Here is a 14,889-nt window from a genome sequence, read left to right on the forward strand (position 1 = left end):
ACGTCTGCTTCACATCGGTGCACGTTGCGGTACCGGTCCTGTATCGGCTGACGCACTTTGCCAGGGCACAGAAAAAGAGCCGGGTACGGTAGGCCCGGAACGCAGCCTCCGATCGCACAAGGGTGCCGGTCGGGACCGACGGAGAGGGCTGGTAGGTAGCTATGGAAGAGCCGCGTCGCCTCGGCGGCCGGTACGAACTGGGCCAGGTGCTCGGTCGCGGTGGAATGGCGGAGGTCTACCTCGCGCACGACACCCGGCTCGGCCGCACCGTGGCAGTGAAGACGCTGCGCGCCGATCTGGCGCGTGACCCGTCCTTCCAGGCCCGGTTCCGCCGGGAGGCCCAGTCGGCCGCCTCGCTCAACCATCCCGCGATCGTCGCGGTCTACGACACGGGCGAGGACTACATCGACGGGGTCTCCATCCCGTACATCGTCATGGAGTACGTCGACGGCTCCACGCTCCGTGAGCTGCTGCACAGCGGTCGCAAGCTGCTGCCCGAGCGCACGCTGGAGATGACCATCGGCATCCTCCAGGCGCTCGAGTACTCGCACCGGGCCGGCATCGTCCACCGCGACATCAAGCCCGCGAACGTCATGCTGACGCGCAACGGCCAGGTCAAGGTCATGGACTTCGGCATCGCCCGCGCCATGGGCGACTCCGGCATGACGATGACCCAGACCGCCGCCGTCATCGGCACCGCCCAGTACCTCTCCCCGGAGCAGGCCAAGGGCGAGCAGGTCGACGCGCGTTCCGACCTGTACTCCACCGGCTGCCTGCTGTACGAACTGCTGACCGTGCGGCCGCCGTTCGTCGGCGACTCCCCGGTCGCGGTCGCGTACCAGCACGTGCGGGAGGAGCCGCAGCCGCCGAGCGTCTTCGACCCCGAGATCACGCCCGAGATGGACGCGATCGTGCTGAAGGCGCTGGTCAAGGACCCCGACTACCGCTACCAGTCGGCCGACGAGATGCGCGCCGACATCGAGGCCTGCCTCGACGGCCAGCCCGTCGCGGCCACCGCGGCCATGGGCGCCGTCGGCTACGGCGGCTACCCCGACGACCAGCCGACGACGGCACTGCGCGCGGACGCCGGCGCGGGCGCCACCTCGATGCTGCCGCCCATGAACCCGGACGACGGCGGCTACGGCTACGACGAGCGCCAGAGCCGGCGCCGTCCGCAGAAGAAGAACAACACCAGCACGATATTGCTGGTCGTGGCCGGTGTCCTGGTCCTGATCGGCGCCATCCTGATCGGCCGGTGGGCCATCAGCGGCGGCGGTGTGGACAACACCACCGTCCCGACCCCCAACTTCATCGGTGAGACGAAGGCGAACGCGCAAAAACTCGCCGACAACACCGACTTGAAGCTGAGCTTCACGGACAAGCCCTGCGAGGACCAGGTCAAGGGCAACATCTGCGACCAGGACCCCAAGGCGGGGACCAAGGTGGAGAAGGGCGACACCATCGGCCTGGTCGTCTCCACCGGCGCGCCGAAGGTCGCGGTGCCGAGCGTGATCGGGGACAAGCTCGAGGACGCCAAGGCCGAACTCGAGGGCGACAAGTACGGCTTCGTCGTCGAGGTCGAGGAAGAGGTCAGCGGCGAGGAGCCGGGGACGGTCATCGAGCAGAACCCGGACCTCGGCGAAGAGGTGGAGAAGGGCACCACGGTCACCCTCACGGTCGCGAAGGCGGAGGAGAAGGTCACGGTGCCGGACGTCACGGGCAAGACGTGTGACGAGGCCACGGCCCAGATGACGGCGAACAACCTCACCGGCACCTGTGTTCAGGAGCCGACCGACGACCCGAACCTGGTCGACAGGGTCATCCGCACCTCGATTGCTGCGAACACCCAGGTCTCCAAGGGCACCCAGGTCCAGATCTTCATCGGCAAGGCGAAGGAAGCCGAGAAGGTAGCCGTGCCCAAGGTCAACGGCCAGCGGCTCGAGGACGCCCAGCGGATGCTCTCGGAGGCGGGACTCTCCGTCGCCGGTGTGCAGGGCCCCAACGACCCCAACGCCCGCGTGTTCGGTTCCAACCCGGCCCAGGACAGCCAGGTGGACAAGGGCACCGGAGTGACCCTGTTCACGATCGGCGGCGGTAACGGCGGCGGCGGCGACGGCGGCATCTTCGGCTGACCCGCGGATCCCCGTAGTACGACAGGAGCCCCGGCCCCCTCTTCGGAGGGGACCGGGGCTCCTTGCTGTTCCCGTAGGGGAAGACGCTCAGCGCAGCTCCTCCGGCGGCGTGCGGTTCTCGTCCACCTTCTCCTTGCGCACCAGTTCGCCCCACACGATGTAGCGGTACTTGCTGGTGTAGATCGGCGTGCAGGTCGTCAGCGTGATGTAGTGGCCGGCCTTCTCACGGCCGGACTCCGCGGGGACCTTGCCGAGGACGCCGACGTTGTACTTCGAGGTCTCCGGGAGGATGCCGTAGACCTTGTAGACGAACCACGTGTCCTTCGTCTCGAAGACGATCGGGTCGCCCTTCTTGATCTTGTGGATGCCGTGGAACTTGGCGCCGTGGCCGTCCCGGTGCGCGGCGAGCGAGAAGTTGCCCTTCTTGCCGGACGTCGGCAGCGTCGCCTTCACGGGGTCCGTGTAGTAGCCGGCCACGCCGTCGTTGAGGACCTTCATCGACGTGCCCTTCTCCACGAGGATGTCGTCGCCGCTCATCGTGGGCACGTGCAGGAAGCCGATGCCGTTCTTGCTGTCGTAGACGGCGGGGGCCTCGCGTTCGGCGCCGTCGGACTCCTGCGCCCAGGAGTCGCGGACCTTGTCCGCCTGCCGGTCCGCCGCGCGGTCCGCGACGACGTTCGTCCACCACAGCGAGTAGACGACGAACAGGCCGAGCACCACGCCCGCGGTGATCAGCATCTCCCCGAAGAAGCTGATCACCATGGCCACCGGGCCCAGACGGCGGCGCCCCCGGGGAGGCGGGGACGCGTGTGTGTGCTGTGCGGTGTCGTCGGCGGTCGCTGCCACGTTTCCTCTGCCCTTAACTGACGAGCGCATCCGGCTTGCCCTTGCTGCGCGGCCGTTCCTCGACCATCTGACCCCAGACGATCAAGCGGTACTTGCTGGTGAACTCAGGTGTGCAGGTGGTGAGCGTGATGTAGCGGCCCGGTCCGGTGAAGCCCGAGCCCTTGGGCACCGGTTCGAGGACGCTGACGTTGCTCGGCGGCGTCACCGGCAGCATCGACGCCGTCTTGTAGACGAAGTACTTGTCCTGCGTCTCCACGACGATCGGGTCGCCCGGCTGCAACCGGTTGATGTACCGGAACGGCTCCCCGTGCGTGTTACGGTGCCCCGCCAGACCGAAGTTGCCGGTCTTGTCGTACGGCATCGCCGTCTTCAGCGCGCCCTCCGCGTAGTGGCCGACCATGCCCCGGTCGAGCACCTTCTTGCTGCTGATGCCCTCGGCGATCGGCACGACCACGTCCAGCTTCGGTATGTGCAGCAGCGCGAACCCCTGCCCGGGCTCGAACGCGCCGGGTCTGCGCTCGCCGTTCGCCCAGTCCTGCTGGAGGTCGCTGGCCTCCTTGCCGGCCTGCGCCTGCGCGCGCACGTTCGTCCACCACAGCTGGTAGGTCACGAACAGCAGCATCAGCACGCCGGTGGTGATGAACACCTCGCCGATGGCCCGGCTCGCCATGACCGCGGGGCTGGGCTTGCGCGCCCGTGCCTGTCGGCGCGCCTCGACCCGGGACAGCGGAGCCCGTGGCGCCCTCTCAGAGGCGCTGCCACCTGCTCTTCCGGAAGTCGGGCCGTCCCCGGCCTTGTGGGAGCCTCCACGGCGCCCGTGGCGCTTCCTGGCGGCCTTCCTGCGGGCCGCGCGGCCTCCGGTCGGCGGAGCCTCCTCGCGCGCCGGCCGCGGGGGCGGGTCCGGGATGCGCAGCGCGACGGTCGCGTCGTCGACCGGCGGAAGCTGCGTGGTCGCGTCGTCGACCGGCGGAAGCTGCGTGGTCGCGTCCCCGGCGCCGCCCGCGTAGGGATCGGGCGTCGCCGCCCGGCCGTACCAGCCGTCCCCGTACGCACCATTGACCCCGTGCGCGCCATCGACCCCGTACGCACCCTGGGCCCCGTACGGCTGCCCGCCGTACGAGGTGCCCTGGTCGCCGGCGCCGTATCCGTGGGCGCCGGACTCGCGCTCGGGGCGCAGCGCCGTCACGCCGAGGACCTGCCCACCACCGGGGCGAGCCCGGCGGACCTCGCCACAGCGTCCGGGTCACCGCACTCCGCGAGCCAGTTGGCCAGCATCCGGTGGCCGTGCTCGGTCAGCACCGACTCGGGGTGGAACTGCACCCCCTCCACGGCGAGTTCACGATGCCTCAGGCCCATCACTATGCCGTCCTCGGTGCGTGCGGTGACCTCCAGCTCGGCCGGCACCGTGGCCGGCTCGGCGGCCAGCGAGTGGTACCGGGTGGCGGTGAACGGGGAGGGCAGCCCGGCGAAGACGCCCTTGCCCTCGTGCGTCACCGGGGAGGTCTTGCCGTGCAGCAGCTCGGGGGCGCGGTCGACGACACCGCCGTACGCCACCTGCATCGACTGCATGCCGAGGCAGACGCCGAAGACGGGCACGCCGGTCGCGGCGCAGTGCCGCACCATGTCCACGCAGACGCCGGCCTCTTCGGGGGTCCCGGGGCCGGGGGACAGCAGCACGCCGTCGAATCCGTCCTGGGCGTGCGAGGTCGACACCTCGTCGTTGCGCAGGACCTCGCACTCGGCGCCCAGCTGGTACAGGTACTGGACCAGGTTGAAGACGAAGCTGTCGTAGTTGTCGACGACGAGAATGCGCGCGCTCACTGGTTGTCCACCGTCACATCGTTGAAGGGCAGCAGCGGCTCCGCCCACGGGAAGACGTACTGGAAGAGGACGTAGACCACGACGGTGACCAGCACGAGTGAGATGAGTGCCCTGACCCATCCGTTGCCCGGCAGATGCCGCCAGATCCAGCTGTACATGCCGTCCCTTCCGTCGTACCACGGCACCAGACCCACGCCGTACGCCACCAGACTAACGGCGCAACGCCCTCTGTTTCCCGGCCTCCACAGGCTGTGTGACAAGCCGACCGGTCCGCTGTCCACACCCTTGAGTACGTGCCGCGGGGCCGATCGCCTCGATACCGGGCGCATGTTCCACGTGAAACCGGCGCGGCGGGTGTCAGTCCACGGGTTCGGCGTAGTGCAGGTCCACCGTGCCGGAGTAGCCGGGCAGGGTCGTGGTCCCCTCGTCCTCGACCTTCCAGCCGAGGCCGTAGACGTTGACGTAGACCATGTAGTTCTGGATCGCCGGCGACGAGGCGAGCGCCTTCCGCAGCTTCTCCGGGTCCCCGACCGCTGTGATCGTGTACGGCGGGGAGTAGACGCGGCCCTGGAGGATCAGGGTGTTGCCCACGCAGCGGACGGCGCTGGTGGAGATCAGCCGCTGGTCCATGACCTGGATTCCCTCGGCGCCGCCCTGCCACATGGCGTTCACCACGGCCTGGAGGTCCTGCTGGTGGATGACCAGATAGTCCGGCTGCGGCTCGGGGTAGCCGGGGAGCTTGGCGGTGGCGTCCGGCGGCGCGTCGTTCAGCGTGACGGTGATCGCCTCACCCTTGAGCTTCTGGGTGCCGGCCCGCTCCTCCAGCGCGGCGAGCCGGGCGTCCTCGGCCTCGGTGCTGCCGTCGTCCCGCTCGGCCAGGGCCTCGATGTCCTTGCGCAACGCGCCGTTGGACTCGTCGAGCTCGGCGTTCTTGCGGCTGCGCTCGTGGATCAGGTCGGACAGCTTCAGGAGGGAGGCGTCCGTGCGGATGTTCGTGCCCTTGGCCGTGTCGAAACTGACGAAGAAGAGGAGGCCCGCGAGGGCGAAGATGCCCGCGGTGAGCGCCCGTACCGGACGCAGACGGCGTGGGCGGGCCGCGGGACTGGATTCCGTCCCCGGGGAGTCGGCAGAATTGCTCAACGTACCCTTATCTCCTTCGGCGCCGTAGAAGCACTACGCTAACGGACGCCCGGGGGAGCACTCAGAGTCCCCTTGTACGCTGCCCCGAGCCCGACCCAGACCCTGCGCGGCCACGCAGCGCATCGACAGGAGAGACCCTCGTGCCGAAGTCACGTATCCGCAAGAAGGCCGACTACACGCCGCCTCCGGCCAAGCAGACGACCGCGATCAAGCTGACCAACCGCGCCTGGGTCGCGCCGGTGATGCTGGCCCTGTTCCTCATCGGCCTGGCCTGGATCGTCGTCTTCTACGTCACGGACGGCTCGCTGCCCATCGACAAGCTGGGCAACTGGAACATCGTGGTGGGCTTCGGCTTCATCGCCGCCGGGTTCGGCGTCTCCACACAGTGGAAGTAGCGCCGGACCGGGCTCCGCGCACGGCTCCGGCCTGCCGCTGAGCCCTGCCCTGCCCGGAGAGGTCCACAGCTCTGGGCAGGGTTATCCCCTGAGTTATCCACAGCCCTGTCCACATGTGGATAGGCGACCCGATCTGTGGATAACCCTCTTTCAGGTTGACGCCGGTGTGACAGAAACACCACCAACCGAAAGCCTGTTCGTATGTAGCCTGACCTGCGGAAACAGCGGTCTGTGACCGCTCAGGGCACGCTTCTCGCACGATGTGCACAAGATCCGGCACCGACTGTGGACAAACTCCGGCTCAGGTGAGCTGCGCGGTCCTCAGCAGTGTGAGCAGCACGACCACACCCAGGACCAGCGCACACGTGCCGTACTGCACCAGCGCCCGCCGCTCCCGCGGGGCGTGCACCATCGCGTAGCCGATGACGACACCGGCGGCCAGACCGCCGATGTGGGCCTGCCAGGCGATGCCGCTCCAGGTGAAGGTGATGACGAGGTTGACCGCCAGCAGGGCGACGATCGGCCGCATGTCGTAGCGGAGGCGGCGCATCAGGACGGCCATCGCGCCGAACAGCCCGAACACCGCGCCCGACGCGCCCAGCGAGGCCGTGCTTCCGCCGGCCAGCAGATACGTGAGGGCGCTGCCCGCCAGGCCGGAAATCAGATACAGCGCGAGATAGCGCGCCCGGCCCAGATGCTGCTCCAGCGGTCCGCCCAGCAGCCAGAGGCTGAGCATGTTGAAGCCGATGTGCCAGATCTCCTCGTGCGTGAACATCGAGGTCACCAGGCGGTACCACTCACCGTCCGCCACGCCCTGGGTGGGCGTGAACGGCGCCGGCGGCCAGGCGCCCACCAGGTAGAGATCGGACAGCAGCGACCTCTCGATCATCACCGCGAGGAAGACCGCGACGTTGATCCCGATGAGGATCTTGGTGACCAGCCGGGGATCCCCGGCGATGGTCCCGCCGGCCAGCGTGCGGGGCATGGAGGCGGACGGCGCATGACCCGTGCCCCCGCCACCGCGTACGCACTCCGGGCACTGGAAGCCGACCGAGGCCTCGACCATGCACTCGGGGCAGATCGGCCGCTCGCACCGGGTGCAGCGGACGCCGGTCTCGCGGTCCGGATGGCGATAACAGCCGGGGACGCGCTGGGCGTCCTGCCGGCCGCCGGCGGCCTGGTCGTCCATGAGATCCCCTAGGTCGTTGGAAAAGCCCCGCCCCGCCCATCCTTACGGATGAGCGGGGCGATTGGTTCCCTTGGAGGCTTTCGCGCCCCGGGGAGCGGGGGACTCAGCCCTCGCGGATCTCGACCGACTCGATGACGACGTCCTGCACCGGACGGTCGGTGCGCGGGTTGGTCTGCGTCGAGGCGATGCTGTCGACGACCTTCTGGCTGGCGGCGTCGGCCACCTCGCCGAAGATCGTGTGCTTGCGGTTCAGCCAGGCCGTCGGGGAGACCGTGATGAAGAACTGCGAGCCGTTGGTGCCCGGGCCGGCGTTGGCCATCGCCAGCAGGTAGGGCTTGTCGAAGCGCAGGTCCGGGTGGAACTCGTCCCCGAACTGGTAGCCGGGGCCGCCGGTGCCGTTGCCCAGCGGGTCACCGCCCTGGATCATGAAACCGCTGATCACCCGGTGGAAGACCGTGCCGTCGTAGAGCTTGTCCGTGGTCTTCTGCCCCGTCTTGGGGTTGGTCCACTCCCGCTCGCCCTTGGCGAGCTCGACGAAGTTCTTGACCGTCTGCGGCGCCTGGTCCGGGAAGAGCTGGACCTGGATGTCGCCGTGATTGGTCTTCAGGGTGGCGTAGAGCTGCGTAGCCACGATGTGCCTTCCGTTGTCTTTCCGTGACTCCCTGATCCTCGCACGGACCGGCCCCGCAGTCGCCCGGCCTCGGTGCACAGGGGGCGTCCGGGGCCGTACCGCTTGCGGAAACCGTCACGAGTCCTTCCGCGCCGGGGGCACATCGTGCCGATCCGTGGCATCGTCGGCGACTGGCACCCGTTGCACCGTTTCGCCCGCCTTGCCCTCGATACCGCCGTCGGTCACCGGGGACGGCACCCGTTCGCCCGTCCACGCATGCCGCGCGCCGACCCGGCAGGCATGATCCGGAAAAGGGTGGAAAGTCGAATTACCGTACGCCACCGAGGAGGAGGAACTCGTGACCCGCATCGACAGCGTGCGCGCCGCGACCGGTTCGGCGAAGGACAGCGTGCTGCACGCCGCGGAAGTGGTGGCGCCCTACGCCGACACGGCCAAGGTCAGGGCCGCGCACTACGCACAGGAGGCCCGCGTACGGCTCGCGCCCAAGGTGTCGCAGGCCGCGGAGCAGGCACGCGTGGCCGCGGAACAGGCCCGTGTGCAGTACGACGCCCGTGTGCAGCCGTATCTGGAACAGGCCCGGACCCACGTGCCGCCGAAGGTCGACAAGGCCGCCCACCAGGCCGCCGTCCGCACGCGCCTTGCCGCGCGCCAGGCCGCGGAGTACTCCCGGCCGGTGCTCGAGCAGGCGGTGGCCGCCGCCGGACCCGCGCGGGAGGAGGCCGCGGCCAGGAGCGCCGCCGCGCTCGCCGCTCTGCGGGGCCAGGTCACGGCCCGGCAGATCCAGAAGCTCGTGCGCAAGCAGCAGCGGCGGGCCGCGGCCGGCCGTGCGGCCAAGGTCGTCCTGATCCTGGGCGCCGTGGCCGGAGGCGCCTACGCCGCGTGGAAGTGGTGGGACAAGCAGGCCAACCCCGACTGGCTGGTGGAACCGCCGGCCGCGACGGACGTGTCCGGCTCGACCACCTTGACCTCCGTGGACGGCAGCGACGTGGGGTCCTCCCTGGACCCCGAGGTCGCGGCCAAGGAGGCCGAGGAAGAGGCCGCCAAGCGCGACGAGGAGTGACCGCGCAAGATCACCGTCATCACGAGGAACAGCGCGAACGACGCGGCGGGACAGAGGAATTGATCCTCCGTCCCGCCGCGTCGTTTCACGTGAAACAAGACCCCTCACACCGCGTTTCCGCAGGTGGAGGGGTCTTTTCTGTGGAGCCTAGGGGAGTCGAACCCCTGACATCTGCCATGCAAAGACAGCGCTCTACCAACTGAGCTAAGGCCCCGGAGGGAATGCGTCCACCAGGGAGAACAGATCCCGGCAGGCGTCCGGGACAAGAGTACCGGGTCCCCCCGGGGATTCCGCAAAAAGATTGGGGGTCCCCGTGACCAACCACTCTCCGTAAGATGCGTGGCGTGGTTCGCTCTAGCGAACCCACGGTTCATGGGGAAGCGATGGGGAGACGCAATGGACGCCGCACAGCAGGAAGCCACCGCCAGAGCGCGGGAACTGCAGCGGAATTGGTACGGGGAGCCGTTGGGGGCGCTCTTCCGTAGGCTCATAGACGACCTGGGTCTCAACCAGGCCCGTCTGGCGGGGGTGCTCGGACTGTCCGCTCCGATGCTGTCGCAGCTGATGAGCGGCCAGCGGGCGAAGATCGGCAATCCGGCGGTGGTCCAGCGCGTGCAGCTGCTCCAGGACCTGGCGGGGCAGGTCGCGGACGGCAGCGTCAGCGCGGCCGAGGCGACGGAGCGCATGGAGGAGATCAAGAAGTCCCAGGGGGGTTCCGTCCTCACCAACACCACGCAGACCACGAGCAGTTCAGGTGCTCCCACGGTCAAGCGCGTGGTCCGCGAGATCCAGTCCCTGCTGCGCTCGGTGGCCGCCGCCGGCGACATCCTCGACGCCGCGGACTCCCTCGCACCCACCCACCCCGAGCTGGCGGAGTTCCTCCGGGTCTACGGCGCCGGCCGCACGGCCGACGCGGTCACGCACTACCAGGCGCACCAGAGCTGATGCACCGCCCGGCGGCCGAAGGGGGTTCGGCCGCCGGTGACACGTGGGGGTCAGGGGGACACGGGGGACGCCGAGGCTCGGGGGGAGTCGTATTGCTCGTCGTGGGGGAGAGACCGGGGGACACCTCAGGGGGAGGAGCGACGCACAGCCATGGGTGAGGTCTTCGCCGGCCGGTACGAGCTGGTCGACCCGATCGGACGTGGGGGTGTGGGCGCGGTCTGGCGCGCCTGGGACCACCGCCGTCGCCGCTATGTGGCCGCGAAGGTGCTGCTGCAGAGCGACGCCCACTCGCTGCTGCGCTTCGTGCGCGAGCAGGCTCTGCGGATCGACCACCCGCATGTGCTCGCCCCCACCAGCTGGGCCGCCGACGACGACAAGGTCCTGTTCACCATGGACCTGGTGGCCGGCGGCTCCCTGGTGCACCTGGTCGGCGACTACGGACCGTTGCCACCCGCGTTCGTCTGCACCCTCCTCGACCAGCTCCTCTCAGGGCTCGCCGCGGTGCACGCGGAGGACGTGGTGCACCGCGACGTCAAGCCCGCCAACGTGCTGCTGGAGGCCACCGGCCGGGGCAGACCGAAGCTCCGGCTGTCCGACTTCGGCATCGCGATGCGGCTGGGCGAGCCCCGGCTGACGGAGACCGACCTGGTCGTCGGCACCCCGGGGTATCTCGCGCCCGAGCAGATGATGGGCGCGGAGCCGGACTTCCCCGCCGACCTCTTCGCCGTGGGCCTGGTCGCCCTGTATCTGCTCGAGGGCGCGAAGCCGGACGCCAAGGCCCTCATCCAGTATTTCGCCGATCACGGGACGCCGGGTGCCCCGAAGGGCATCCCCGAGCCGCTGTGGCAGGTGGTGGCCACCTTGCTGCAGCCCGACCCGGCAGCGCGCTTCCGCACGGCGACAGGGGCGCGGAAGGCGCTCGCCGCGGCGGCGGAGCTGCTGCCGGAGCCCTGCCCCGACGACGAACTGATCGAGATCTTCGACCAACTCGGCCCGCTGCCGCCCGGGTTCACGGAGGACGGCCCGGAGAAGAGGGCGTCCGGGCTGCCTCCGGAGGTCGGTGGGCCGGCGGGTGCGGGCGAAGGCGCGAGCGGGACGGCGGGGCAGAGCGCAGGGAGCGGCGGGGCTCCTGCCGACCCACGGCACGCGACCCCGACCGCTACCACCCACGGCTCCCCCGCGACGCCACCCGACGCGGCCCCGCAGTCCGCCGCCCTGTCGGACACCGGCAGCTTCACCCTGCCGCCGCCCAAGCCCTCCTCCGTCCCCCTCCCGCGCTCCCCCGAGCAGCCGCCACACCCCCCGCAATACGTGCCCCACCCCCCGTACGGCCACCAGCAGCAGGCGCCCGAGGCCGCCGCCCACGAAGTCACCCATCAGCTGCGCTCCCCCCTGCCGCCGCCACCGGCCGTGCGTCCCGAACCCTCCACTGCTGAATACACCGCCCGGTCGTCCCAGGTTCCGCACCCGGACACGGTGACCGCACAGAAGGCACCGGCCCCTCGCTCCCACCGCCGGCGCGGCGTCCGCAGGCCCGGTCCGCCGGCGCGGGTCGCCGTGCCCGTACTGCTGCTGGCGCTGGCCTGCTACGCCGTGGGCTTCTGGGCGCTCACCCGCATCTGACGGCCACCGCCGCAAGCACGCGCCACCGGAACCACCAGTGGCAACGGCGCACCGGGTCGCGGCGTCACAGGGTCACCCCGGGTGGCCCGCCCCCCGGCGCCGGGCCACCACCGTCCACACCCCGAGCCCCATCACCAGGGCGCTCCCGGTGCCGATGCCGCCCGCCGCGAGCACCCGGTACAGGGTCTCGTCGCCCGCGTCACCGCCCCCGCCGGAGGTCAGGCCGTCCCCGCCGCCGACGGTGAAGACGTCCGCGGGCACGGTCCCGCCCGCGTAGTCCGGCCCGTCCTGCGCCGGCCCGCCCAGCCGCACGCGCAGCGTCAGCGGCACGGGCCCGTCGCCGAAGTCCTCCGCGACCTCCGGGGACAGGTGCGCGACGAGGTAGTAGGCGCCGGCGAACCGCACCGCCGAGATCTGCTGCCCGGAGGCGTGCCGGTTCTCGTACGCGACCGGCGGCAGGGGCTTCAGCGCCTTGGACTTCTGCCCGCCGTTGTAACCGAGGGACAGGTCGTCGACCTCCCCGCGCACCGGGTTGTAGAGGTCGAGGGTGAGCGCGGAGGCGACGTAGCCGGAGGCGTCCGTGCCGGAGCTGCCCAGTTCGGCGGTGGCGTGGAGCTGCCGGCCCCAGTCGACGGGGACCTGGTAGAAGAGCGTCTGGCCCGGCCGTATGTCGTCGCGCCACACGCCCTCGCCGAGCGGGGTGGCCTGGGCGAACCCCGCGCCGCCCGGGCGGCGTTGAGCGGTTCCCTGGACGGGGGCGGGCGTGGCCGAGTCCCACGCCTCGGGCGCCCTCGTGCCGGCCGGTGTCTCCGTCCCGGGCTCGGAGACCGTGCCGATCTCCAGCTCCCAGGGGTCGGGCGAGGCACCGCGCGCGTCGGGGGCGGCGCGCTCGACCATCACGTAGTACGTCCCGGCCTCGGCGCAGAGGCTTCTCCTGGGGGAGATCTCCCGCATGGCCCATGCGGCGACCGGACGGGGGCTGCCCGGCGCTCCGAAGGTCGCCGTGTCCGTATCGCAGGAGCGGCCGTCTGCGTCCTCCACGGTCACCTTGACGCCGTCGGCGACGGAGACGCCGGTTCCGGACGGCGGGACGGCGGTGGCGGAGGCGTACGCGGTCTCGGTGTCGTCCAGTTCCAGACGGAAGAAGACCTTGGCGTGGGGCGGGAGGGTGCTGCGGTAGGTCCGGCCGGGCTCCAGTTCCACGGCGTCCGCGGTGCTCCCCGCGCCCTCGATCCGGCGGGCGTCCTCGGCGAAGGCGTACATGAGGCCGGTGTCCTCGCCCGCGGCCTGGGCGTGCTGCCCCGTGAGGGCGGTCGCCGCGGTCCCCAGTCCGAGCGCGGCCGCCAGGCCCAGGCGTCCCACGTACCGGCTCCGTGCCGTCGTCCGCCGCGCCGTGCCCTGCCGTCCCCTCACGCGCCCCCCTCGTCGCCGCCGGGTCCCGCTGCCTGCCGCCGCCCATCCTGCACCGGGGGCGCGGCCCGCCCACAAGGTCCCGGCCGCACAAAACCCCGACCGCACAGGCGGCCGGGGTCTGTTCAGCGTCGTATGTCGGTACTCACGAACCCGTGGGCACGGAGTCAGTCGCCTCCGTCCACAGATCCTGCTCGGCGCGATCCGCCTGGATCTGGCGGTACACGAGGAGCCCGCCGATGGCGGCCAGTGCGACCAGGAGAAGCTTCTTCACCGCGCGACCTCGTCTTTCCTTGACGTAGGGGACCTCTGGCGCCCGACTATACACACCGGTCGATACCGATCGGTGACCTACGTCGCCGCCTCCAACTGCCGCCGGAGACAACCGGATCGACGGGACGCGGACGGTCCGATCGGAGGGTGATCACACCCGCACGCACGGTGTTTTCGCTCCCTTTCCTCCCGTAACCAGGGATTTTCTTACTTCATGCGCCCATCCGAGTGGTGTTCATCTGAACATCCACGCGGCACGGGCGTCGGTCCACCACTTCGAGGCCCTCATACACATCATGAGGAAAGTACGCAAATCGCCCAACCCGAAAGTGAGGGGCCATGGCCAGGAACAAGGTCATGCAGCTGTGGAACGCCGTTGTCACCGCCTTCCTCGCGCTGTGCACGGCGCTCGGTCTCGTCACCACGGCCGCCGCGGCGGCCGTACCCCAGACCCAGAAGACGCGCAACAGCGACAGCGCGCCGAAGACCGAGGCGCCCGCGCCGGCGGTCTCCCTGTGGTCCTGGTCGTTGATCAGAGCACTGCCCCCCACGATGAAGCAGCGCATCCACGCCGAGGCACACGGCAAGTCCCCCAGCTGCCGGCACCGGCCCCTCGAGGACACGGCCGCGGAATCCGACGCCGAGGCGGAACAGGCCCGTTCCTCCGAACGCCCCGAGTCCGAGCTGGTTCCCGCGCACTGCTCCCCGGACACCGTGACCACGCTTCCCGCACCCGCCTCCGCACGGATCCCCCTGCAACGCTGAGGCCACCGCGCCCCCGCTGCTCTTCCTGACCCGACCCTCCTCGTGCCGTCGCTGCTTCACCGGAGTCCTGGCGAACTTGCGTACAGCACAACGGCACGACACGAGCAGAGAGAACGAAGACCCCGGTCGCCCTCCGACCGGGGTCCGGGTCATGTCCGGACTCAGCGCCCGCACACGGCGGCGTGGGCCTCTGTGAGGCTTCCGTGGAGCCTCCGGCACCACAGGGCCCTCGACAAGCTCTCAGAGCGGGCCGAGACGCCTCCTCAGCAGGCAGAACACATTGCCCTCCGGGTCAGCGAGCACATGCCACGGCTCCTCGCCGGTCTGCCCCACGTCGGCCGGCCGCGCCCCGGGCGCCGGCAGACGCCCCGGTTCGGCGTCCTGGTGACGGTCGGTGGCGTTCACGTCGATGTGCAGCCGTGTCCTGTCCGGCCGCGGACGCTCCTGCTTGCTGAGGACGAGCGTCGGCCGCGCCCCGCCGAACCCCTCACGCGGACCGATCTCGATGTCCTCGCCGTCCCGGTCCAGTTCCGCGAAGCCGAGCACCTCGCACCAGAACCGCGCGAGCAGCTCAGGGTCACGGCAACTCCAGCACCAGTTCCCTGATCCGACTCGCCATGAGGCCCCACCTTCCCATCGGCACCACGGGCCCGCGACCG

At 70.3% G+C, this 14,889-nt stretch carries 15 protein-coding genes, 1 tRNA gene and 1 pseudogene; 6 read left to right on the top strand and 11 right to left on the bottom strand.

The genetic code is table 11. The features are described 5' to 3' along the window. The first annotated feature begins 161 nt into the window (after positions 1-161). Complete coding sequence (gene pknB / locus ACQY0Z_RS06805; protein WP_189897041.1) at positions 162-2,132, top strand: Stk1 family PASTA domain-containing Ser/Thr kinase; 1,971 nt, start codon at positions 162-164, stop codon at positions 2,130-2,132. Between the two features lie 87 nt (positions 2,133-2,219). Here the strand turns inward: pknB and ACQY0Z_RS06810 are convergent, their stop codons facing one another. The 5 genes from ACQY0Z_RS06810 to ACQY0Z_RS06830 form a co-directional block, all read right to left on the bottom strand. After that, positions 2,220-2,978, bottom strand: coding sequence for a class E sortase (locus ACQY0Z_RS06810; protein WP_189897043.1), 759 nt, complete (start codon positions 2,976-2,978; stop codon positions 2,220-2,222). A 13-nt stretch (positions 2,979-2,991) separates the two neighbouring features. After that, positions 2,992-4,164: a class E sortase gene (locus ACQY0Z_RS06815; protein ID WP_189897044.1), complete on the bottom strand. Its 1,173-nt coding sequence runs from the start codon at positions 4,162-4,164 to the stop codon at positions 2,992-2,994. Further along, complete coding sequence (locus ACQY0Z_RS06820; RefSeq protein WP_189897046.1) at positions 4,161-4,799, bottom strand: aminodeoxychorismate/anthranilate synthase component II; 639 nt, start codon at positions 4,797-4,799, stop codon at positions 4,161-4,163. The genes ACQY0Z_RS06815 and ACQY0Z_RS06820 overlap by 4 nt, the downstream gene beginning before the upstream one ends. Continuing rightward, a complete protein-coding gene (locus ACQY0Z_RS06825; protein ID WP_189897047.1) occupies positions 4,796-4,957 on the bottom strand; it encodes a hypothetical protein in 162 nt (53 codons plus the stop codon). Before ACQY0Z_RS06825 ends, ACQY0Z_RS06820 begins: the two co-directional genes overlap by 4 nt. Before the next feature lie 199 nt (positions 4,958-5,156). After that, complete coding sequence (locus ACQY0Z_RS06830; RefSeq protein ID WP_189897049.1) at positions 5,157-5,939, bottom strand: DUF881 domain-containing protein; 783 nt, start codon at positions 5,937-5,939, stop codon at positions 5,157-5,159. A 140-nt stretch (positions 5,940-6,079) separates the two neighbouring features. Between ACQY0Z_RS06830 and crgA the strand changes: the two genes are divergently transcribed. Beyond that, positions 6,080-6,334: a cell division protein CrgA gene (crgA, locus tag ACQY0Z_RS06835; protein WP_189897050.1), complete on the top strand. Its 255-nt coding sequence runs from the start codon at positions 6,080-6,082 to the stop codon at positions 6,332-6,334. 301 nt (positions 6,335-6,635) lie between these two features. On the opposite strand, the gene ACQY0Z_RS06840 is transcribed toward crgA, so the two are convergent. Both ACQY0Z_RS06840 and ACQY0Z_RS06845 read right to left on the bottom strand, forming a co-directional pair. Next, positions 6,636-7,523: a rhomboid family intramembrane serine protease gene (locus tag ACQY0Z_RS06840; RefSeq protein ID WP_254585190.1), complete on the bottom strand. Its 888-nt coding sequence runs from the start codon at positions 7,521-7,523 to the stop codon at positions 6,636-6,638. Between the two features lie 103 nt (positions 7,524-7,626). Further along, positions 7,627-8,154, bottom strand: a complete 528-nt coding sequence (locus ACQY0Z_RS06845) for a peptidylprolyl isomerase (protein ID WP_189897053.1) — start codon at positions 8,152-8,154, stop codon at positions 7,627-7,629. 337 nt (positions 8,155-8,491) lie between these two features. Here ACQY0Z_RS06845 and ACQY0Z_RS06850 point away from each other — a divergent pair, with 337 nt between their 5' ends. Further along, on the top strand, positions 8,492-9,214 hold the full coding sequence (locus tag ACQY0Z_RS06850; RefSeq protein ID WP_189897055.1) for a DUF5324 family protein: 723 nt from the start codon (positions 8,492-8,494) through the stop codon (positions 9,212-9,214). A 141-nt stretch (positions 9,215-9,355) separates the two neighbouring features. Here ACQY0Z_RS06850 and ACQY0Z_RS06855 read toward each other — a convergent pair. Next, positions 9,356-9,428: transfer RNA gene (locus tag ACQY0Z_RS06855), tRNA-Ala, on the bottom strand. Positions 9,429-9,610: 182 nt separating this feature from the next. Between ACQY0Z_RS06855 and ACQY0Z_RS06860 the strand changes: the two genes are divergently transcribed. Then, positions 9,611-10,159 (top strand): helix-turn-helix domain-containing protein, encoded by a 549-nt coding sequence (locus ACQY0Z_RS06860; protein WP_019526636.1) that lies wholly within the window; start codon positions 9,611-9,613, stop codon positions 10,157-10,159. 150 nt (positions 10,160-10,309) lie between these two features. Then, positions 10,310-11,782 carry a protein kinase domain-containing protein gene (locus ACQY0Z_RS06865; RefSeq protein WP_439811972.1) on the top strand — a complete coding sequence of 491 codons (1,473 nt, stop codon included), beginning with the start codon at positions 10,310-10,312 and terminating at the stop codon, positions 11,780-11,782. 72 nt (positions 11,783-11,854) lie between these two features. Here ACQY0Z_RS06865 and ACQY0Z_RS06870 read toward each other — a convergent pair whose 3' ends face one another. Next, complete coding sequence (locus ACQY0Z_RS06870) at positions 11,855-13,144, bottom strand: hypothetical protein (RefSeq protein ID WP_439811973.1); 1,290 nt, start codon at positions 13,142-13,144, stop codon at positions 11,855-11,857. A 193-nt stretch (positions 13,145-13,337) separates the two neighbouring features. Then, a complete protein-coding gene (locus tag ACQY0Z_RS06875) occupies positions 13,338-13,466 on the bottom strand; it encodes a DLW-39 family protein (protein ID WP_003999697.1) in 129 nt (42 codons plus the stop codon). Between the two features lie 338 nt (positions 13,467-13,804). Between ACQY0Z_RS06875 and ACQY0Z_RS06880 the strand changes: the two genes are divergently transcribed. Beyond that, positions 13,805-14,230 carry a DUF6344 domain-containing protein gene (locus tag ACQY0Z_RS06880; protein WP_189897060.1) on the top strand — a complete coding sequence of 142 codons (426 nt, stop codon included), beginning with the start codon at positions 13,805-13,807 and terminating at the stop codon, positions 14,228-14,230. Between the two features lie 240 nt (positions 14,231-14,470). Here the strand turns inward: ACQY0Z_RS06880 and ACQY0Z_RS06885 are convergent. Next, positions 14,471-14,849, bottom strand: a pseudogene (locus tag ACQY0Z_RS06885) (VOC family protein). Between the last annotated feature and the right edge of the window lie 40 nt (positions 14,850-14,889).

Source organism: Streptomyces sp. P9-2 (genome assembly GCF_051903975.1).
In the GTDB taxonomy this organism is placed as follows: Bacteria; Actinomycetota; Actinomycetes; order Streptomycetales; family Streptomycetaceae; genus Streptomyces; species Streptomyces cellulosae.

Excerpts from the sequence above, each read along its gene's own strand:
- pknB (WP_189897041.1), top strand. The coding sequence starts at position 162 with ATGGAAGAGCCGCGTCGCCTCGGCGGCCGGTACGAACTGGGCCAGGTG.
- ACQY0Z_RS06825 (WP_189897047.1), bottom strand. The coding sequence starts at position 4,957 with ATGTACAGCTGGATCTGGCGGCATCTGCCGGGCAACGGATGGGTCAGG.
- ACQY0Z_RS06840 (WP_254585190.1), bottom strand. The coding sequence starts at position 7,523 with ATGGACGACCAGGCCGCCGGCGGCCGGCAGGACGCCCAGCGCGTCCCC.
- ACQY0Z_RS06860 (WP_019526636.1), top strand. The coding sequence starts at position 9,611 with ATGGACGCCGCACAGCAGGAAGCCACCGCCAGAGCGCGGGAACTGCAG.
- ACQY0Z_RS06865 (WP_439811972.1), top strand. The coding sequence starts at position 10,310 with ATGGGTGAGGTCTTCGCCGGCCGGTACGAGCTGGTCGACCCGATCGGA.
- ACQY0Z_RS06880 (WP_189897060.1), top strand. The coding sequence starts at position 13,805 with ATGGCCAGGAACAAGGTCATGCAGCTGTGGAACGCCGTTGTCACCGCC.